The organism is Streptomyces sp. Edi2, from assembly GCF_040253635.1.
Classification (GTDB): domain Bacteria; phylum Actinomycetota; class Actinomycetes; order Streptomycetales; family Streptomycetaceae; genus Streptomyces.
Genome location: NZ_JBEJGX010000003.1, coordinates 6,552,139 through 6,571,101 on the forward strand (window position 1 = coordinate 6,552,139; position 18,963 = coordinate 6,571,101).

The 18,963-nt window shown below is 67.8% G+C and carries 18 protein-coding genes; 7 read left to right on the top strand and 11 right to left on the bottom strand.

Features of this window, described 5'->3' with window-relative positions; translation table 11 throughout:
• Positions 1–4: 4 nt before the first annotated feature.
• Positions 5–355 (bottom strand): SCO3933 family regulatory protein, encoded by a 351-nt coding sequence (locus tag ABR737_RS32270; RefSeq protein ID WP_350254331.1) that lies wholly within the window; start codon positions 353–355, stop codon positions 5–7.
• A gap of 413 nt (positions 356–768) precedes the next feature.
• Here ABR737_RS32270 and ABR737_RS32275 point away from each other — a divergent pair, with 413 nt between their 5' ends.
• The gene (locus ABR737_RS32275; RefSeq protein ID WP_350254333.1) at positions 769–1,308 is read left to right on the top strand and encodes a 2'-5' RNA ligase family protein; all 540 of its coding nucleotides are present in this window, start codon (positions 769–771) and stop codon (positions 1,306–1,308) included.
• Between the two features lie 117 nt (positions 1,309–1,425).
• On the opposite strand, the gene ABR737_RS32280 is transcribed toward ABR737_RS32275, so the two are convergent.
• The 3 genes from ABR737_RS32280 to ABR737_RS32290 all read right to left on the bottom strand — a co-directional run bounded on the left by ABR737_RS32280 (position 1,426) and on the right by ABR737_RS32290 (position 3,731).
• Positions 1,426–2,154 (bottom strand): GntR family transcriptional regulator, encoded by a 729-nt coding sequence (locus ABR737_RS32280; RefSeq protein WP_350254334.1) that lies wholly within the window; start codon positions 2,152–2,154, stop codon positions 1,426–1,428.
• Between the two features lie 108 nt (positions 2,155–2,262).
• Positions 2,263–2,706: an ATP-binding protein gene (locus ABR737_RS32285; protein ID WP_350254335.1), complete on the bottom strand. Its 444-nt coding sequence runs from the start codon at positions 2,704–2,706 to the stop codon at positions 2,263–2,265.
• Positions 2,707–2,990: 284 nt separating this feature from the next.
• On the bottom strand, positions 2,991–3,731 hold the full coding sequence (locus ABR737_RS32290; RefSeq protein WP_350254336.1) for a GntR family transcriptional regulator: 741 nt from the start codon (positions 3,729–3,731) through the stop codon (positions 2,991–2,993).
• Positions 3,732–3,813: 82 nt separating this feature from the next.
• On the opposite strand from ABR737_RS32290, the gene ABR737_RS32295 reads away from it, so the two are divergent.
• On the top strand, positions 3,814–4,908 hold the full coding sequence (locus ABR737_RS32295) for a DUF1152 domain-containing protein (protein ID WP_502964417.1): 1,095 nt from the start codon (positions 3,814–3,816) through the stop codon (positions 4,906–4,908).
• A 453-nt stretch (positions 4,909–5,361) separates the two neighbouring features.
• Here ABR737_RS32295 and ABR737_RS32300 read toward each other — a convergent pair whose 3' ends face one another.
• Complete coding sequence (locus ABR737_RS32300; RefSeq protein WP_350254338.1) at positions 5,362–6,150, bottom strand: SMODS-associated NUDIX domain-containing protein; 789 nt, start codon at positions 6,148–6,150, stop codon at positions 5,362–5,364.
• A gap of 12 nt (positions 6,151–6,162) precedes the next feature.
• A complete protein-coding gene (locus ABR737_RS32305) occupies positions 6,163–7,632 on the bottom strand; it encodes an RNA-directed DNA polymerase (protein ID WP_350254339.1) in 1,470 nt (489 codons plus the stop codon).
• A gap of 840 nt (positions 7,633–8,472) precedes the next feature.
• On the opposite strand from ABR737_RS32305, the gene rlmN reads away from it, so the two are divergent.
• From rlmN to ABR737_RS32325, 4 genes are all read left to right on the top strand, one after another.
• Positions 8,473–9,579: a dual-specificity RNA methyltransferase RlmN gene (gene rlmN, locus ABR737_RS32310; RefSeq protein ID WP_327224352.1), complete on the top strand. Its 1,107-nt coding sequence runs from the start codon at positions 8,473–8,475 to the stop codon at positions 9,577–9,579.
• A gap of 257 nt (positions 9,580–9,836) precedes the next feature.
• The gene (locus ABR737_RS32315) at positions 9,837–10,916 is read left to right on the top strand and encodes a thiamine ABC transporter substrate-binding protein (RefSeq protein WP_350254341.1); all 1,080 of its coding nucleotides are present in this window, start codon (positions 9,837–9,839) and stop codon (positions 10,914–10,916) included.
• On the top strand, positions 10,892–12,622 hold the full coding sequence (locus ABR737_RS32320) for an ABC transporter permease (protein ID WP_502964525.1): 1,731 nt from the start codon (positions 10,892–10,894) through the stop codon (positions 12,620–12,622). Before ABR737_RS32315 ends, ABR737_RS32320 begins: the two co-directional genes overlap by 25 nt.
• Positions 12,623–13,696 carry an ABC transporter ATP-binding protein gene (locus ABR737_RS32325; protein ID WP_350254343.1) on the top strand — a complete coding sequence of 358 codons (1,074 nt, stop codon included), beginning with the start codon at positions 12,623–12,625 and terminating at the stop codon, positions 13,694–13,696.
• 181 nt (positions 13,697–13,877) lie between these two features.
• Here ABR737_RS32325 and ABR737_RS32330 read toward each other — a convergent pair whose 3' ends face one another.
• The 3 genes from ABR737_RS32330 to ABR737_RS32340 form a co-directional block, all read right to left on the bottom strand.
• On the bottom strand, positions 13,878–14,807 hold the full coding sequence (locus ABR737_RS32330) for a DMT family protein (protein ID WP_350254344.1): 930 nt from the start codon (positions 14,805–14,807) through the stop codon (positions 13,878–13,880).
• 177 nt (positions 14,808–14,984) lie between these two features.
• Positions 14,985–16,139, bottom strand: coding sequence for an LOG family protein (locus ABR737_RS32335; RefSeq protein ID WP_350254347.1), 1,155 nt, complete (start codon positions 16,137–16,139; stop codon positions 14,985–14,987).
• A gap of 10 nt (positions 16,140–16,149) precedes the next feature.
• On the bottom strand, positions 16,150–16,557 hold the full coding sequence (locus ABR737_RS32340; RefSeq protein WP_350254349.1) for a MarR family winged helix-turn-helix transcriptional regulator: 408 nt from the start codon (positions 16,555–16,557) through the stop codon (positions 16,150–16,152).
• A gap of 115 nt (positions 16,558–16,672) precedes the next feature.
• Between ABR737_RS32340 and ABR737_RS32345 the strand changes: the two genes are divergently transcribed.
• Complete coding sequence (locus ABR737_RS32345; protein WP_350254350.1) at positions 16,673–16,894, top strand: RidA family protein; 222 nt, start codon at positions 16,673–16,675, stop codon at positions 16,892–16,894.
• Positions 16,895–17,046: 152 nt separating this feature from the next.
• Here ABR737_RS32345 and ABR737_RS32350 read toward each other — a convergent pair whose 3' ends face one another.
• Entirely contained in the window at positions 17,047–18,213 is a 1,167-nt protein-coding gene (locus tag ABR737_RS32350; RefSeq protein ID WP_350254351.1) for a hypothetical protein, read from the bottom strand.
• Positions 18,195–18,935, bottom strand: a complete 741-nt coding sequence (locus tag ABR737_RS32355) for an ABC transporter ATP-binding protein (RefSeq protein ID WP_350254353.1) — start codon at positions 18,933–18,935, stop codon at positions 18,195–18,197. The genes ABR737_RS32350 and ABR737_RS32355 overlap by 19 nt, the downstream gene beginning before the upstream one ends.
• Positions 18,936–18,963 lie beyond the last annotated feature (28 nt).

Genomic DNA, 18,963 nt, shown 5'->3' on the forward strand with positions numbered 1-18,963 from the left:
ACTATCAGCCCTCCTGCCCGGCCGGGTAGGCACCGGCAGCGACCTCAGCCGCCCGGTAGGCAATGCCGTGACGAGCCTGGCCGTTGAAGACGCTCTCCCAGGGCCGCGCGACCAGGCCCGGCAGGGAGACAGGCGCCCCGACGACCAAGCCGTCGGTAACCCCGCTCTCGGGGACGGTCACCGAGATCAGCGACGATTCCCCTTCATCGATGTAGACAACGCCGACCTTCATCAGCGCTTCGCCGCTCACGGCGTCCTTCGCGATCTCGCCCGTCTTGCGGTCCTTGACCTTGGGCTCCGGCGCCTCGGTCAGCAGGATCGTGGCGGACGAGGTCTCGACACGGATTACACGCACAGATTTCCCCTTGGTTGAGTACCTGCCAGGCGACCTGACAGGTTGACTTAGCAAGTTCGAAGCTGGGGAAGGCAGGTTGACTTGTCAAGTGATTCGGCCGGTGCTGCTCCGCGGTCGTGGACTTGGTGCACCGGTCTCCGCGATGAGGGATGGCGAAGGCGCTCCCCCCTCTTAGCCACCATTGCCATGGTTGCCGCCGAGGTCCAGCTGCACAGATGGACTCAAACGACAGCGTTTGTTCACGGGTTCGGGCGGTGTCTGGTGATCGTCGGCCCTCTGGATGTGCACGGGGCATGCCGACAGTCGCGTTCCGGCGCCGTCTGCTCCCCTGCTTGTCCTGTGCCGCGGATCCACGTGATCACGGACGCATAATGACTGCTTCGTCGGCCTCTGAGATGGCAGCATCCCGTGTCATGGCAGACGACAGCACCAGCAGGTTTCAGGCAGGCCAGACGGGACTCGTTGTCAGGATCCCGGAGGCGGAGCCGGTAGTTCGCGCTTGGCGTGAACGGTTCGATCCGTCAGCCCGGGCAGGAGTGCCAGCACATGTCACGGTGCTTTTCCCGTTCCTCGAAGAGAGCCGAATAGATGCGCAGGTCTGCTCGGCTCTCACTGATGTGCTCGGCAGTCATCATGCGTTTGACCTACGGTTTGAGAGCTGTGGGCGGTTTCCGGGGGTGCTGTATCTCGCTCCTGAGCCAGACGCGCAGTTGCGGTTGCTCACTGAGGTGATCGCTGACCGGTGGCCCGAAGCGCCGCCCTATGGAGGCCAGTTCGCCGAGGTCGTGCCCCACCTGACCGTTGCTGACGGTCAGGAGGATGCCGTTCTGGATGAGATCGAGGCTAACCTGCTCGGCGGACTCCCCTTCGCGTCCCGGGTCGCGTCAGTTGGCCTCATGGTGCATGACGGTGCGAAGTGGCAAGAGCGGGCGTCGTTTGCACTCCTTGAGTGAACGGGACATGAGCTTGGCAGGCCCACCGCACGGGCAGCGGACTAGCGTGAAGACGACAGTCAGCCACCTTCGACCTGCTCGGCACCGGCTCGGGTGCCGGCCAGCCGCTAGGCGAAGTCAGCCGAGGCGATAGGTGCCTTCGAGTTCCTGCCGATCCCCAGGCAGCAGCACATCCGTGACCTGGAGCGCCTGCCCCGAGACATCGCAGGCGACGACCAGCACGCTCAACACCGGCTCACCCTTCGGAAGCGCCAGCAGTTCGGCCTCTTCCTTGCTTGGCAGGCGGGCCGAGACGCGCTCGGTGACATGGTCGAAGCGCACGCGCTTACGGGACTCGACGTGCGCACGCAGCCCCTCCGTCAGGGGAGTCGAGTCGGCGAGGTCCGTGCCGTCGACCATGGCGGCCGGAAAGTACGTGGAAGCCAGCTCCACCGGCTCGCCCTCATCCTCGACCAGCAACCGGCGGACGAGCACCGTGGCCCGCTTGGGCACGCCGAGAATCGCAGCGACCCGGGGAGGGATAGGTACCTGGCCGACGTGGACAAGGCGACCGGACGCGGCCGACTCGTCCCGCTCCAGCGCGTCACGCCCCCGCTGGTCCTTCTGCTCGACCACTTCAGGGCGACCGCGAACGATCGTGCCGTATCCCTGCCGGGACTCCAGCCAGCCGTCCCGCTTGAGGAGTTCGAGAGCCCGAACGACGGTCGGGCGTGACATGCCGAAGGCTTGAACCAGCTGATTTTCGCTCGGTACGAGAGTGCCGGCCGGGTACGTGCCGTCCTCGATGCGACCCTGGAGCGTCTGCGCAAGCCGCACATACTTCGGTGCAGCCACTTCGTACGCCATAGCCCGCCGCCCACTCACATCAGCCAAGTCAACCTGTCAACCAGACTACTCAAATGAATAGGCAGTGCATACCCACGCCCCCCGCGAGCAACGCAGAGCCCAGGCCCATCAAGGTTTCCAAGCCTCATCGACCGTGAACGAGACGACCGTCCCGCCGAAGTGGCTGGGGCCTGCGCTCCAGGAGTCTGCCAGCGCGTTGACAAGGTGCAGGCCCCGTCCGTGCGCTTCATCAGCGCCGGCCTCGCGCATGCGGACCTTCGCAGGAAACCCGGGATTGTGCACGTCCACTCGCAGCGCCTCACCGATACGCCACCACTCCACGCGCACCCGCCAGGAGTCCTCTGCCTCTCCGTAGCGAACAGCGTTGGTCACCAGCTCGGAGATCATCAATACGCAGTCGTCCACCGAGCAGGCCAGCTCATGCGGATCCGTGAATTTTCTGAACCAGCGCCGAGCCCGTGCCACGGACTCGGGCACCGGGTACAAGGTCATGGCGCCGATGTACACGGGCTCAACCCCCGGCCCCTCAGGGCCTCCGATGACGTTGCTCATCCCGCCCTACTCCCTACCGGTGCCGCCGCAGTCCAGGCAGCGCCGCTTGGACGTAGCACGGGCGCGAGCGTCAGCCGCGGAGGCCGCCAAGGCTGAGCGGGAGCCGACCCGCTTCCAGCCTCGGCCCCGGCATCCACGGCACGCGGCCGCGGCGACGTGTCGTAACTCCGCAGGTGTCTGACTCACGCCCGTGCCCCCTTCCGAGTAAGTGGCCTTAGCCACTTACTGGATAGTGGCATTAGCCACTTGGAGTCGCAAGCGTTTCGCCAGAGAACCAAGGCTTTCTACCCGATCGGGTATCCCTGCTCGAACGCCCAACGGCTGGGCGGGTACGTCGCTTCGGCGAACTCCAGAGGGCGATCCTGCAGGTCATAGACGACGTGATGGACGATCAGCACCGCTGACCCCGGCTCCAGCTCCAAGTCGGCCGCCTCATCCTTGGTCGCGAGGCGAGCGCACATCCGGTCCTCGGCGTAGCTGCCCTGACGCCCGGTCATGGTCTCGACGTACATCAACGTGCCCTCCTGGATCCGGTCTGGATCCCGGAGCTTCGGCGCGCGCTCACCCACGTCGGGGCCGAACCAGGAGGTGGAGAGCGTGATGGGTCCGGAGTCGTTCTTGGTGACCCGTCGCCGATGCACCGCACGGGCGCCGGCGGCCAGGTTCAGTGACTCCGCCACGTAGTCCGGCGCCTCCAGCCAACCCGCGGAGGTGATCACCGCGTACTCGCCCGGTGTGTAGATCTTGCCGGTCTGCTTGGCCCGCCCGTACAGCTCACGAGCGCGGCGGTTGACCGCCAGACCCCGCACGTACGTGCCCGAGCCCTGTCGCTTCTCGACCAGCCCCTGGTGCCGCAGAGCCTCCAGTGATCGTGCGGCCGTCGGGCGCGACACGCTCCAATCCGCGGCCAGTTGACGTTCCGACGGCACTTCGTCACCAGGCCGCAAGTCGCCCCGCAGGATCTGATCGCGAATGTGGTGCGCGATCTGAAGGTACTTGGGCTGGGTCTCCTCGATCTTCGGCATCCGTTCCCCCTTCCCTAAGTGGCTATTACCTCTTGCCACTATAGAGTGAGTGGCTAGTACAGCAGCCCGTACGCTGACGCACGTGACGCGCTTGATCGTGGCAGCAGGAGGAGGCGGCGACGCTGTCGCCGCAGCGATGCTGGATACCGCCCTCTATCGCGGCGAGGCTCCGGCGGTGGTCCTCACCTACGCGTGGGACCGCCTCTTGGTCGACCCCATTCCGGGCCCAAGAGGGCCGGCCAACTTCACGGGCCTCCGCCCCCTCACCCGAAGCGTCCAAACGGTCCCCGCCGACGCAGCACCGATTGCCCCCGCAGGCTCCACGCTTCCCCGACTGGCCGCGGAACTCCCGCAGACCTTCGCGCTCATCGACCCGCACCACGGCGCCGAAGGCATGGTGCGCCAACTCGAAGAAGTCGTTCAGCATTTGGAGCCCGACTCCGTCGACCTCCTGGACGTGGGCGGCGACATCCTCGCCCAGGGCGACGAGCCCACCCTCCGCAGTCCACTCGCCGACGCCCTCACCCTCGCGGCCTGCTGCGAACTCAACTTTCCCGTACGCCTCCTAGTCGCGGGCCCCGGCCTTGACGGCGAACTCCCCGCCGATGCCCTACGCGACCGCCTGGGTCCCGTTGCGCTGACGCTCACCGCCGAGCACGTCACACCCGTTAGCTCCGTACTGGAGTGGCACCCCTCCGAGGCAACGGCCATGCTCGCCGCCACCGCACGAGGCGCCCGCGGCCTGTGCGAAGTACGTGACGCCGGCCTGCCCGTCCCGCTCACCGACGACGGCCCTGTCGTGTACGAGGTCGACCTCGACGAGGCCCTGAACCGCAACCAGCTCGCCCGAGCCATCCTCGACACCGAGAACCTGCACCAGGTCGAGCAGCACAGCCGCGAGATCTGCGGCTTCTCCGAAATCGACTACGAACGCAACAAGGCCAGTTGGCTCGGCAGCCAGGCGTCCCGGGAGCTCGACCCGGCAGCTGTCCTCCACCAGCTCGACAAGTTCGAGGCCGACGCCCGGTCCCGCGGAATCACCCACACAACGTTCCGCCGGCTCACCGAAGCCTTCGGCCTCAATGGCCACCAGCGCCAGGACCTCAGAGCACTCCTGCTTAGCAGCCACCCGGAGCAGTACCAGGCCCCGCTCTGGCACATCCCGTCCGGAGCTTGAGTAACAACTTTCTCTACGAGTTCAAGGCTCGCTGCGCTCGCAGTGCTCCCGGCCTCCTTAACTGCAAGCAGTCTGATGCAGAAATCAGAGGTGCCGCGCACAGCGCGGCGGCGCCGGCCGGTCGCCGCCGCGCCGCCCCTCTCTGCCTTCGTCACCGGGGCCGCGCGCCGCCGCCCGTCCGCGCCCACAAGGGGCGAAGACCAGGCCAGGGCTGGGCCGAGACGGCACAGCCGAAGTTAGAACTGCGGGGGCTGGGGCCGGTCGGCTCCACGGCTTTAGCCACCTCCCCGGTCAGGGTCCCGCGTCGAGCAAGACCAGGGGGCCACTCGTGCACATTGCGGGCAGGCCCAAAGCCTGCCCGAGTTGCCAACCAGCGTACGGCCCCCTGATCATGCTCGACCCCAGACCGGGCAGGCCACCGGCCAAACCCGCTCCGCCGACCTCGTGCATGCGTCACAGAACCCGTTGCGCGTGCGCCGCAATTTCGACTTGGTGGGGTTGCCCGGGAGTCGCACCACGTCGTTGAATCTGCTGCGCGCTAGCCCATACCAAGTCGGGGTGTCCGGAATTAAGTAGAAGCCGGAGCTCACGCTCCTGATCCGCATTGGGAACAAGCTCGTAAATGTCCGCGACGAGTATTTCCAAGGAGTCCGCGTAGGGGCTATATCGAATTTTGTCAACGTCACGGCGCACGTAATTATGCAAAATGTGAGGGAAGTTTTCCGGCGTGAGTATGCCCGTAGCCACCAACTCTTCTTGAAATTCCCGCCAGGGAGAATCCTCCCTACCTTCCCGAGAGTCGAACCAATTAAAGAATTCAGCAATTTTATCCCCCGGAACCCTCACACGCAGATCTCCTGTGCTGGCGGGGTCCAAGGGGATCAGGTCATCACTTGCCACTCCCATCGAAGACAATTTCGAGCTACCTTGCGAGGATAGCTTGTGAACGCCTCCGACCGGCTGAAATTGAGGGAATCGCTTCCCGCGTATTAGAAGGTACTTGTCGTCTAGCTTCACTCGAAACAAGTAAGCTGTGGAGACTCGAATCTTTCGATTCCTGTACCTAGCGGAATACCATATGTGTCGGAGCTGCCGCCGATTTTTTCCAATCTCATCCAGCAAGGGAATGAACATACCCACACTGAACCCGGCAACCAAATTTACTGCTGTCGGGTTAGGGATGTAGAAACTCGCGGTGCCAGAAATTATGGCAGCCAGTAGATAAGATAGAAGTCGAAACATCGATGTCCTTAACTAGCGAGGCAACGGCACATCCGGATCCGTCAAAAGGTAGCGGCACACCCAAGTCAGTTCAGATTCAGAGGAAGCCAGTCTCCGCAAGAGATCTGTCGAGACTGACCGAGCTTCGTACATTGCAACGAGCAGTGCCCGTCGAACGCTGGTATTTGCTTCGTCCTCGTATTGGCGCCGCAAGAGTTGCCCGTCAGCTGGCGAGCTGAAGCGGCCGAGATATCGCGCAGCAAATTCCCGGGGCAAGTTCGATTTATTCTTATTCTGCAGGATGGCCCATGCGAAATCTTTAATTCTCCGCGATCTTATCTGCTGGCGAGTCGCTGACTGCAGTATGCGCTGTTCGAGATGGTCGTAATCCTTCTCGGCCACCCGGCCTAGCGTGGAAGAGAGGGCACGCCCAATTGGCAGTCGGCGACTCGGGAAACATTCAAGGTAGTCGAGCAGTTTGTTGGCCAAGTGATGGCTATCGACCAGGTTATCCATCACCCACGAAATGGCCCGGTCATCCTTCTCCCACTCGCCCATACGGTAGAGGGAAAACTTGATGTCGCGATCTCTCTGGATTGGTACGGTGGCCTCTGTGAACAACTTGTACAAACGCTCTCCGGCCCCAACTTCGCCGATCTTTAGGCCGTAATTGATGGCATCTTTCTCCAAGTCTTCAAGCTGCGTTACTGAGTCCGAATGTTCGTAGATATTGGTCTTTGCTGAAGACATGGATAGTCGACGGGAACGCAAGATCGAGTTTATCTCCAGCAAGATGCTACGCAGGGAAGGCCAGTCGGTATCGAACAACATCATGTCGTCCGAATATCGCAAGTATTTAACTCCGGCCCGATGGATGAATTCATCGACTGGCAGTAGGTACATGTTGGCAAGGATTCCCGAGGCGTCAGGTCCTTGCGGGATTCCCCACGCGTGACTTGAAGACTGAAACATGAGCAAATATCTTTGCAGACGCTCCAGTACTCTTGGGTTGGCCTCCAGTGCCTGGAGGTCCAGGGAAAGGGTGCTCACGTCGATGTGTTCATAAAAGGAGACCACGTCGGTTCGCGCCAGTTGAAACGGCGCGGAATTGATGATCTCTACACCCTTTTTCTGCATCGACACCCATGAGTTAACGGGGGTCCAAAATTCCTTACCTCCATTGTTCCATCGTGCGCTATAAACTGTATCTCTAATTTGATGGTCAATTAGATCGCCGATGGCGAATACCAGAGTGTCGTAGACGAGCCTGTCATGAACTGATAGTCGCGCTATGGGGCGTACGCTTACTGGGTTCTTCGGCAGGTCAATTATTTCAACGTAGTCAGGCCCAACCTGCCCGCTCCTCAGGCTGCTTAATACTTCGGATCGAAAAAGTGGCCAGCTCGAATTTATGTCTTCCAGGTTTATTACATCCGGGATCTCTGATTGCCCATGTCCGCCGTAGAGCCTTGCCCAGGCCTTGTCTAAGAAGAGAGCGCGCACGCGAGTCATAGTGTTTGTGTGGGCTCCTTGCTCCATGCCCCGGAGAGACGTCCTTCCGGGTAAGCGTCAGCGCGCCTAGAGTATCCAACTGGAGCATCCAGCTTCGGCAGTTGACAGATCTCAGGGGCAGCGATGCGCGCAGGCTGGGGCCTACACCGCGCCCCCGCCGCCGTACCGCGGCTCGATGCAGGCCGTCGATCGAAGTTCAAAGCGATGGTCACCCGCTTCGCTGCCGGACACCCATGCCTGCGATGAGGGACCCATACCCTTGGTCAATCAGGAACACGATGAACCATGATCCGTCGGAAGTGTCAAGGCGGCCGAGCTGAACGGGTTCATTACGTTGGCGGGGTAGCTGCACTGCTTCAGCCCCAGCGCCTCGATCCGGAGACTCCTTGGAGCCAGCGTTCGTAGACCCGGGCGATGGCTTCAGTGGGGGAGGGCCCGTCCCAGACCACGTGGTCGCCACCGTTCAGCAACGCCGCACGAGCCGCGGTCGTAGCCTCAATGCCTTCAGTGGATAGTCGAACGAGCACGTTGCGGGCCCCGGCTCAGAACCCTGTGGTGGAGCACCGAAGTGCAGCAATCAGCGTGATCGCAGCCGGCCGCTCAGCCTGCGCGCACGTCTGACTGGTCGGGCAGACGGCAGCGACCACTCCGCCGTTAGTTTCGCGCTAGAGGTTGACACAGTGAGCAGTCCGAGTGCCGTCACGATTCAACCCTGGGCCGTCCCTGGGCCGTGCGAGGCCGGCCACCAATGACAGAAGGCCACAGCGGGTGACCACCCCCTCACCGCTCCGACCTGGGTGCCCGTAAACGATCTGCCACACTGGACGCACCATGCCTGCACCCGGAGAACTTACTTTTGTCGCGCCGCGGGGGGCCAAGAAGCCTCCGCGGCACCTTGCCGATCTCAGTCCCGTCGAGCGTCGCGAAGCGGTGGCGGCGATCGGGGAGAAGCCGTTTCGCGCCAAGCAGCTGTCGCAGCACTATTTTGCCCGTTATGCGCACGATCCGGCGCAGTGGACCGACATCCCGGCGGCGGCGCGCGAGAAGCTGGCGAGTGAGCTGTTGCCGGATCTGATGAAGGTCATGCGGCACATCTCGTGTGACGACGACACCACGCGCAAGACCCTGTGGAAGCTGCACGACGGCACGCTCGTCGAGTCCGTGCTGATGCGCTACCCGGACCGGGTCACCATGTGTATCTCCTCGCAGGCCGGCTGCGGGATGAACTGCCCGTTCTGCGCGACGGGGCAGGCGGGCCTGGACCGTAATCTGTCGACCGCCGAGATCGTGCACCAGATCGTCGACGGGATGCGTGCGCTGCGCGACGGCGAGGTGCCGGGCGGGCCGGCGCGGCTGTCGAACATCGTCTTCATGGGGATGGGCGAGCCGCTCGCCAACTACAAGCGGGTGGTCGGGGCGATCCGGCGGCTGACCGACCCCGAACCCGACGGGCTGGGGCTGTCCCAGCGGGGGATCACCGTCTCGACGGTCGGGCTGGTGCCGGCGATGCTGCGGTTCGCCGATGAAGGGTTCAAGTGCCGGCTCGCGGTGTCGCTGCATGCGCCCGATGACGAGCTGCGCGACACCCTGGTGCCCGTCAACACGCGCTGGAAGGTGCGTGAGGTGCTGGACGCGGCCTGGGAGTACGCGGAGAAGTCCGGGCGGCGGATCTCGATCGAGTACGCGCTGATCAGGGACATCAACGACCAGGCGTGGCGCGGTGACCTGCTGGGGCGGCTGCTGAAGGGCAAGCGTGTCCATGTGAACCTCATTCCGCTGAATCCGACGCCCGGCTCGAAGTGGACCGCCTCGCGCCCCGAGGACGAGCGGGCGTTCGTCCAGGCCATCGAGGCACACGGCGTGCCGGTGACCGTCCGCGACACCCGCGGCCAGGAGATCGACGGCGCCTGCGGGCAGCTCGCGGCCTCGGAACGCTGACCGCCCGCTGGTACTGTGTGATCGAACAAATGCACCATCCGACAGGGGAGCGCCACAGCGCTGAGAGTGCGGAAGCGTCGTAGACCTACGGTGCCCGCAGACCCTTGAACCTCGCCCGGGTCATTCCGGGTAGGAAGTTCGGTCGTCACTCATGCTGTTGCGCCCCGCTCCGGGTCCCCTCCCTGCGTCTTCGGACGCCGGGAGCCGTGGACACGGGGCGGGGCCGCGTCTCTTCCTGGCCAGCCAGGAGGAAATCAGTGAGCACCACGAGCAGAATCACCGCCACGGCGGTCGCCGCCGCGGTCGGCCTGTCCGCGCTGGCCGCCTGCGGTGCCCCGGGCGGGGGCGCGGACGCCAAGACCGTCACGCTCGTCAGTCATGACTCGTTCAACGTCTCCAAGTCGGTCCTGAGCGCTTTCGAGAAGGAGAGCGGCTACAAGGTCAGGATCCTCAAGGGCGGGGATGCCGGGAAGGCCGTCAACCAGGCGATCCTGTCCAAGGGCAATCCGCAGGGCGATGTGTTCTTCGGTATCGACAACACGCTGCTCTCGCGCGGTCTGCACGAGGGGCTTTTCAGCCCGTACAAGGCCAAGGGGCTGGCGGACGTGCCGGCCGGGCTGCAGCTCGACAAGGGCGAGCACCGCGTCACCCCGCTCGACTACGGCGACATCTGCGTCAACTACGACCGCGGCTACTTCGCCCGGCACAAGATCGCGCCGCCGAAGACCTTCGACGATCTGCTCGAGCCCCGGTACAAGGGGATGCTCGTGACGGAGAATTCCGCCACCTCCTCCCCGGGACTCGCCTTCCAGCTCGGCACCATCGCCAAGTACGGGCAGTCCGGTTGGCAGGGTTACTGGAAGAAGCTCAAGGCCAACGGCGCCGAGGTCGTCGACGGCTGGGAACAGGCCTACTACGACCGGTTCTCGGGCTCCGCGGCCGGCAAGGCCAAGGGCAAGGGCGACAAGCCGCTGGTGGTGTCCTACGCCTCCAGCCCGCCGGCCGAGGTACTGGGCAAGAAGCCGGCTCCCAAGGAGGCGCCGACCGGAGTCGCGGCGGGCACCTGCTTCCGCCAGATCGAATTCGGCGGCCTGCTCAAGGGGGCGAAGAACGAGAAGGGCGGTAAGGCGCTGCTGGACTTCCTGCTGAGCAAGCAGTTCCAGGAGGACGTACCGCTGCAGATGTTCGTCAACCCGGCACGCGAGGACGCCAAGGTGCCGGAGCTGTTCACCAAGTACGGCACGACGATCGACAAGCCCACGACCCTGCCTCCCGAGACGATCACCAAGAACCGCGAACAGTGGATCAAGCAGTGGTCCTCGCTCGTTCTGAAGTAGCCCGCAGCCGGCGTCCGCGGCCCGTACGGGGAACGGCGGCGCGGCTCGGCCTGATGGCGGTGCCGCTCGCCTTCTTCGCGCTGTTCTTCGCCTACCCCGTCGTGGCGATCGTCGGACGGGGCCTCACAGACGGCGGACAGTGGCAACTGGGCCGGTTCGGTGCCGTGCTGAGCGACCCGGACATCGTCCACGTGCTGTGGTTCACCGTCTGGCAGGCGGCGGCCTCCACGGGGCTGACCCTGTTGATCGCGCTGCCCGGTGCCTATGTCTTCGCGCGGTTCGACTTCCCCGGCAAGCAATTGCTGCGGGCGGTGGTGGCGGTGCCGTTCGTGCTGCCGACCGTCGTCGTCGGCTCGGCCTTCCTGGCGCTGGCCGGGCGGGGCGGAGTGCTGGACGAGCTGTGGGGCCTGCGCCTGGACACCTCGGTGTGGGCGATCCTGCTCGCGCATGTGTTCTTCAACTACGCCGTGGTCGTCCGGACCGTCGGCGGGCTCTGGGCCCAGCTCGACCCGCGTCAGGAAGAGGCGGCGCGGATGCTGGGGGCCGGACGGTTCGCGGCCTGGCGCAGGGTGACCCTGCCCGCCCTGGGGCCCGCCGTCGCGGCCGCCGCGCTCATGGTCTTCCTCTTCACCTTCACCTCCTTCGGGGTGGTGCAGATTCTGGGCGGGCCCACCTTCGCGACGCTGGAGGTGGAGATCTACCGGCAGACCGCGGAGTTCCTGGACCTGCCGACCGCCGCCGTCCTCACCATGGTCCAGTTCGCGGCGGTGCTGGGCGTGCTGGCGGTGCACGCCTGGACCGTGCGCCGCCGGGAGACCGCCCTGCGGCTCGTGCCGGCCTCGCAGACCGCACACCGGCCGCGCGGCCGCGGCCAGTGGACGCTGCTGTGGGGGACGCTCGCCATCATCACCGTCCTCCTCATCGTGCCGCTCCTCGTGCTCGTGGAGCGGTCGTTCGCCGGGCCGGACGGCTACGGCGCGGTGTTCTACACCTCGCTGCGGTCGGCCGCGAGCGCCGACAGCACCTTCGCCGTCGCGCCCCTGGACGCCCTGTGGAACTCCCTCGCCTACGGGGCGGCCGCCACGGCGATCGCGCTCGTGGTGGGCGGACTGGCGGCCGCCGCGCTGACCCTCCCCCGCCTCCGCAAGGGCCCGTCCGGGCGGACGGCCCTGGTCAGCCGGTTCGTCCGGGGCTTCGACGCCCTGCTGATGCTGCCCCTCGGGGTGTCCGCGGTGACCGTCGGCTTCGGATTCCTGATCAGTCTCGACACGCCGCCGCTCGATCTGCGCGCCTCGTGGTGGCTGGTGCCGCTCGCCCAGGCGCTGGTGGGGGTGCCGTTCGTGGTCCGGACGATGCTGCCGGTCCTGCGGGCGGTCGACGGACGGCTGCGGGAGGCCGCCGCCGTGCTCGGCGCCTCGCCGTGGCGGGTGTGGCGCGAGGTCGACCTGCCGATGGTGCGGCGGGCCCTGCTGATCGCCGCGGGCTTCGCCTTCGCCGTCTCCCTCGGTGAGTTCGGCGCGACGGTCTTCATCGCGCGGCCGGACCAGCCGACGCTGCCGGTCGCCGTGGCACGCCTGCTGGGACGTGCGGGAGAGCTCAACTACGGGCAGGCGATGGCCCTGTCGACCCTCTTGATGGTGGTGTGCGCCGGTGCCTTGCTGGTACTGGAGCGCCTGCGCCCCCTCGACCACTCCGGGGAGTTCTAGATGACGGCACGGGCCGGTACCACGGCGCAGGAACTGCTGCGGCTGGGCGGGGTGACCGTCCGCTTCGGCAGGGCGGGGCGTCCCGCACTGGACGCGGTGGATCTGGATGTCGCTGCGCACGAAATCGTGTGCGTCCTGGGGCCGAGCGGCAGCGGCAAGTCCACCCTGCTGAGGGTGGTCGCCGGGCTCCAACAGGCCGACGCGGGAGCGGTGTTGCTGGAGGGGCGGGAGCAGTCCGGGGTGCCGGCCCACCGGCGCGGGGTCGGCCTGATGTTCCAGGACCACCAGCTCTTCCCGCAGCATGACGTCGAGGGAAACGTCGCCTTCGGGCTGCGGATGCGGGGTTCCGCACGCGGCGAGCGGGAGCGCACGGTCGCCGAACTGCTGGACCTCGTCGGACTGCCGGGCGCCCAGCGGCGCGCCGTGGCCTCCCTGTCGGGAGGCGAACAGCAGCGGGTCGCACTGGCCCGTGCGCTGGCCCCCCGCCCCCGCCTGCTGATGCTGGACGAACCCCTCGGCCAGCTCGACCGCGGGCTGCGCGAACGGCTGGTCGTCGAACTCCGGCGCCTCTTCGGTGAACTGGGGACCACGGTGCTGGCGGTCACCCACGACCAGGGCGAGGCCTTTGCGCTCGCCGACCGGGTCGTGGTGATGCAGGACGGCCGGATCGCACAGACCGGCACCCCGCTGGAGGTCTGGCAGCGGCCCGCCACCGAATTTGTCGCCCGCTTCCTCGGCTTCGACAATGTGGTCGCGGCGACGGTCCAGGGCGAGGCCGCGGCCACCCCCTGGGGGAAGGTGCCGGTCCCGGAGGGCACTGCGGACGGGCCGTGCCGCCTGCTCGTCCGTCCGGCCGGGGTGCGGCTGACCGCCGCCCCGGAAGGCCTGCCCGGTACGGTCACGGCCCGTACCTTCCGCGGCACCCATGTTGCGCTGCTGCTCCAGCCGGCCGGCGGTCCGCAGGTGGAGGCGGCCTGCGCGCTGCGGGACGCGCCGGAGGTGGGGGAGCGGGTGGGCATCTCCTTCGCGGCGCAGGATGTGGTGGTGCTGGGCGGGACGGAGGCGGCGGGCTGATCGCCTTGGGTGCGGCGGGCTGATCACGCCGGGGCCGGTGCACTGATCAGGCCGGACCCGGCGGGCTGATCACGTCGGGGCCGATGGACCGATCACGCCGGACTCGACGGGCTGAGCACGCCGGATACCGCGGGGCCGGTCACGCGAAGCGGGCCCCTCGACTCGTGGGGGCGCGGGGGTTTCAGCGTGCCGCCACTTCCGTTTTCGCGTCATCCGCCGTCGGCGCGCCGGGCTCGTCCCCCGGCTCCGGTTCGCCGAACCAGGCGACCGCGACGGCGCCCGCCACGGCTACCACGAACCCGAGGACGGCGACCCAGGCGAAGCCCGGACGCGAGGAGTCGCCCAGCCACAGCACCCCGAGAATGCCCGGGACCACCGTCTCGCCCACCACCAGCGCCGCCGTGGCGCCGTTCACCGAGCCGATCTGCAGCGCGACGGTGTGCAGATACATGCCCCCGATTCCGGCCACCAGAATCGCGTAGAGGGCGGGGTCGCCGAGCAGCGACGGCAGATGGAAGGGGTCCACGCCGTTCAGTACGCGCACGCCGATCCCGAGCGCCCCGAAGCCCAGGCCGGAGAGCAGGCCCGCGAGGATCGCGGCCCGTCCACCGAGCAGCCGCACGATCAGGGTGCCGCCGAGGATGAGTACGACGGAGGCGGCGAGCAGCCACCAGTGGGCGGCGATCGGCGTGTGGCCGCTGCCTTCCGGCCCGGCGGCCGTGGCCAGCAGCACCAACGCCCCGCACACCACGCCGATGGAGGACCACTCGGCCCGGGAGAGCCGGATCCCGAGGAGCTTGATGCTCAGCACCGCCGTGATCACGAGGTTGGCGCTGATCACGGTCTGGGAGAGGAACAGCGGCAGCAGCCGGGCGGCCAGCGCGCCGAGCCCGAACCCCAGGAAGTCCAGCACCGTGCCGACCATGAACTCCCAGGTCACGGCCGCCTTCGCGGTGGACGCCAGGCTGGGGCCGCCGTGCTGTGTGACACCGGTGGTGGAGGCCTCGGCCGCCTCCCGGCGGGCGGATTTGCGGGAGCCCACCGCCTGCAGGACCGATCCCGTGCCGTAGCAGGCCGATGCCGCCACGGCCGTCAGAAGACCGATGATCACCAAGAGCTCCGTTCGCCCGCTGTCTGAAACCGTCTGTTACCTGCCCGGCCTGCCAGACGCGCATTTCGGGACGGGAGTTGCCTCACCGGCCGAACTCGCCGTCCGGCCGGCCGGGGAGGGCCGCGCCGGGGCGCGGGCCCTGGTCCGGCGCGTGGCGTGCGCGGAACCGCCGGTGGGTCAGGAATCGGCCCCGGACCGGAGGCGGGACAGCGCCTCGGGAGCCTCGTCCACCGAGTCGACCAGGGCAATCCTGGCCGCCATGGGGCGGTCCGCCGCGAGGGCCCGGAGAAGGGGCCAGGTGGGGAGCGTCTCGGTCCAGTGCTCGCGGTTGACCAGCACCATCGGGGTCGGCTCGCCCCGCGACCCGTAGTAGTTGGGCGTCGCGTTGTCGAAGATCTCCTGTACGGTCCCGGCCGCGCCCGGAAGGAAGATGACGCCCGCATTGGAGCGCGCCAGCAGGCCGTCCTCGCGCACCGCGTTGACGAAGTACTTCGCTATGTGGGACGCGAAGACGTTCGGCGGCTCATGGCCGTAGAACCAGGTGGGGATGCCGACCGACGCCCCGCCGCCCGGCCGGCTGTGCCGGATGCCGAAGGCCGCCCGCGCCCATTCGGTGATCGATTCCGTGAAGTGCGGTGCCTTGGCGAGCTGTTCCAGCGCCGTGTCGAGCATGCCGTCCTCGAAGGGCGCGGCGTACGCCCCGAGGTTCGCCGCCTCCATCGCACCGGGGCCGCCACCCGTCGCGACGGTCAGGCCGTCCCGGGTGAGCCGGCGGCCGAGCCGGGCCGCGCCCGCGTAGTCCGCACCATCGCGCCGCAGGGCGTGGCCGCCCATGATGCCCACCACCTGTGCGCCGGCGAGGTGTTCGTCGAGGGCGTCCGAGACGGCGTCGTCGTGGATGCTGCGCAGCATCGAGGAGAAGATGTCGCCGTCCGACTTGGTCTCCTGGTACCAGCGGTACGCGCGGGCGTCCGGGGTGGCGTCGTAACCGGCCTCGGCCAGCTGCGTGAAGAGTTCGTCCGGGCCGTAGAGGCTGCCACGGTAGGGGTCGAACGGCAGGTCCGGTACGGGTGGGAAGACCAGGGAGCCCCCGGCCCGTATCTTGGCGGCGGCGTCCGGCTCCATGACGCAGCCGAGGAACACCGACTCCGTGGTGTCCGTGCTGAGCAGCGCGAACGTACGGTCCGTCAGATCGACCGACTGGACGCGGTGTCCGGCGAGACTGCCGGCGGTGACCACCCGGTCGAACTCTGCCAGCGATTCGATTTCGTGGTCGTGGTTGTCGTCGTGGGCCGGGAAACGGCGGGGCGCTGAGGTCTCTGCATTCGACACGCCCGTCATGTTAGGACCGCAGCGATGCCACCAGAGGACCGAGGTGCCCGTCCGCGGCCGCCGCGTCGAGTGCGGCGCGCAGTGCGCCGTCGTAGGTCGGGCGCGCCTGTGCGTGGATTTCCCGGCCCTGATCGGTGATCACGCTGTACACCCCGCGCCGGTCGTCGGGGCACAGGTCGCGGCGGGTCAGGCCGGACGACTCCAGGCGGGAGGCCAGTCGGCTCACGGAGCTCTGGTTGAGGCCGATGAGGTCGGCGAGCTCCTGCATGCGCAGCTCGCCGTCGTCCGCGTGGACCAGCCTGGCGAGGGCGCGGTACTCGGACAGTCCGATGCCGTGGTGCTGCTGCAGGGCCTTCGCCAGCTCCTGCTCGACGCGTGTGTGCAGCGCTCCGAGCCGGTCCCAGTGCTCCTCGTCCATCGCCCTCCGCCTTCTTCTGCCGTGCGCCGACGGGCTCTTGACAGCAGGGTACATGCAGCGGAAACTAATGCATGTGCATGCAAGTGATGCAGGTGCATGGAACTGAGGGGGAATCATGACGACGGTGATGACGGCGTCGGCGGCGGGCTCCTCGCTCGCGGACGTGGTGAAAGTGGGCATCTTCGTGACGGACATGGCTGCCGGCCTCGGCCATGTCATCGCCCTGCGCGGGGAGTTCCTGCCCGAGCCCTGCCCCGCGGACACCCTTCTGGAAGTGGCATCCCTGGCCCGGCCGGACTGGCGGATAGAGGTCGAGGTCACGGCTCTTGCCCGCTGAGGGGTGAGCGTCACCTTCCGGGACGGGCGGGCAGCGGCACGGCCGGTCGGCCGGCCGGGGCGGGCAGCGGTGAGAGGGGTGGCGCGGGCGGAGACGGGGCGGGAGCCGTCGCGCCCTCGGTGCGCCGGCCTTCCCCCGGTCCGCCCGCCCCCTCAGTGCACGAGCGGAAGCGTGGCCATCTCCGCGACGGTCCAGGTCAGCGGAGCCAGGACGATCACCAGCGCCAGGGCGCGCAGGGCCGCGGCCCGGTAGAGGACGGAGGCGGAGGCGCCCAGGCGCCGGAGGGCGGCCGTGGTGTGGGCGCGGGCCGAGCGGGATTCCACCGCGGCGGTGAGCGCGCTGGCGGTGACACAGGCGAGGACGACGGCCGCGCCGACGGCGGTGAGCGGTCCGAAAGGGCGGGAGGACGAGGCTTCGTACACCTTCATGGCGGCGTACGCGGCGGAGCCGACCGCGCACAGGACACCGAGCGGGCGTCCGAGGCGGTGCGACTCCTCCTGCAGTACCCGCCCGGACAGCAGGCGCAGTGCGCCGGGCCGTCCGGCGCAGAGGAGCCGGCCGCACAGATGCACCAGCCCGGGTCCGGCCAGCACCAGGCCGAAGGCCGACAGCGCCCAGCCGGCCAGGACTTCCGGCGGGCTGCCGATCAGCCGGCCGGGGAGCGGCAGCAGCCCGGTGTGGGCGCCGGGAGCACGGCTGGTGTACGCCTCGATCGCCAGGCCGGCCGCGGCCAGGGCGATGCCCCACGGGAGACCGGAGGGCGGGGCGATCGTGGGGCGGCTTACGTCCTCGGAGGCGCCGGCCTCGTGGCGGGGGCGCAGGGCGACGGCTGTGGCCGCCGCGGCGGTCAGCGGAACGGTGGCCAGCAGCATGAGGGCGCCGACGAGCGGTACCGGATGGCCGGCGCCGAGCAGGTCGGCGTCGAAGAGCGGGACGGCGGACGGGTCACCGAGGTCGCCGCGGAGACGGAGGAAGGCGAGGAGCGCGGCGAGGACACCGAGCACACAGGTCAGTGCGGTGGAGAGCGTGGCGAGCAGGGTGAGGCGGAGCGGGCCCAGGCCGGCGGCGGTCATCCCGCGCTGGAGACGGGCGGCGGGATCCGTGCGGGCCGTGGACACCGCGAACTGGGCCGTGGCGGCGAGCGGGGCCGTGCACCACAGCAGGCGTACCAGCGACTCGTCGGCCGCGGACGGGTGGCCGGCGGCGTGGCCGACGGTGGAGAGCAGCAGGAAGCCGGTGCCGCCCGCCGCGACGGCGACGCCGAGGCGGCGCAGCAGGACGAGGGGGTGAGAGCCGCGGGCTAGACGGAGAGCGAGCACGCTGCCCTGCTTTCCTCATCGGAGGAACCGGCGGTCTCGGCCGCGGCGCTGGACTGGCGGCCGTCGACGAGCGCCAGGGACCGGTCGGCGAGCGTGGCGACCTCGGGGTCGTGGGTCGCCAGGACGACGGTGATCTGGTGCGAGCGGGCCGCGGTGGTCAGGGTGCGCAGCACCTGGGTGCCGTCGGAACGGTGCAGCGGGGCGGTCGGCTCGTCGGCGAACAGCACCTGGGGGGTGGTGGCGAGGGCACGGGCGATGGCGATGCGCTGGCGCTGGGACTGGTCGAGCCGGGCGGGACGGCGGTTCGCGCACATGCCGACGTCGAGGCGGTCCAGCCACTCGACGGCGGTGTGCTTGGCGGAGCGGGTGCCGGTGCCGCGCAGGAGGAGGGGGAGGGCGGCGTTCTCCCAGGCGGTGAGTTCGGGGACGAGGTGCGGTTCGGTGTCGATCCAGCCGAACCGGTCCAGACGCAGCCGTTCGCGGCTGGGGGAGGAGAGGGTGTGCACGGGGGCGCTGTTGAACCAGATCTCGCCCTCGGACGGGACGAGTTGACCGGAGAGACATTTCAGAAGGGTGGTCTTGCCACTGCCGCGCGGGCCGGTGACGGCGAGGATCTCGCCTTCGCGGACGCCGACGGAGACTCCGGCGAGGGCCGAGGTGCCGCCGTGCGCGTAGTGCAGGCCGCGGGCCCAGAGAACGTCGTTGTCAGGCGGGGCCACCATCTGCGCACCTCTTGTTGTAGGCGTCGAA

Excerpts from the sequence above, each read along its gene's own strand:
- ABR737_RS32275 (WP_350254333.1), top strand. The coding sequence starts at position 769 with ATGGCAGACGACAGCACCAGCAGGTTTCAGGCAGGCCAGACGGGACTC.
- ABR737_RS32280 (WP_350254334.1), bottom strand. The coding sequence starts at position 2,154 with ATGGCGTACGAAGTGGCTGCACCGAAGTATGTGCGGCTTGCGCAGACG.
- ABR737_RS32285 (WP_350254335.1), bottom strand. The coding sequence starts at position 2,706 with ATGAGCAACGTCATCGGAGGCCCTGAGGGGCCGGGGGTTGAGCCCGTG.
- ABR737_RS32290 (WP_350254336.1), bottom strand. The coding sequence starts at position 3,731 with ATGCCGAAGATCGAGGAGACCCAGCCCAAGTACCTTCAGATCGCGCAC.
- ABR737_RS32300 (WP_350254338.1), bottom strand. The coding sequence starts at position 6,150 with ATGTTTCGACTTCTATCTTATCTACTGGCTGCCATAATTTCTGGCACC.
- rlmN (WP_327224352.1), top strand. The coding sequence starts at position 8,473 with ATGCCTGCACCCGGAGAACTTACTTTTGTCGCGCCGCGGGGGGCCAAG.
- ABR737_RS32325 (WP_350254343.1), top strand. The coding sequence starts at position 12,623 with ATGACGGCACGGGCCGGTACCACGGCGCAGGAACTGCTGCGGCTGGGC.
- ABR737_RS32340 (WP_350254349.1), bottom strand. The coding sequence starts at position 16,557 with ATGGACGAGGAGCACTGGGACCGGCTCGGAGCGCTGCACACACGCGTC.
- ABR737_RS32345 (WP_350254350.1), top strand. The coding sequence starts at position 16,673 with ATGACGACGGTGATGACGGCGTCGGCGGCGGGCTCCTCGCTCGCGGAC.
- ABR737_RS32355 (WP_350254353.1), bottom strand. The coding sequence starts at position 18,935 with ATGGTGGCCCCGCCTGACAACGACGTTCTCTGGGCCCGCGGCCTGCAC.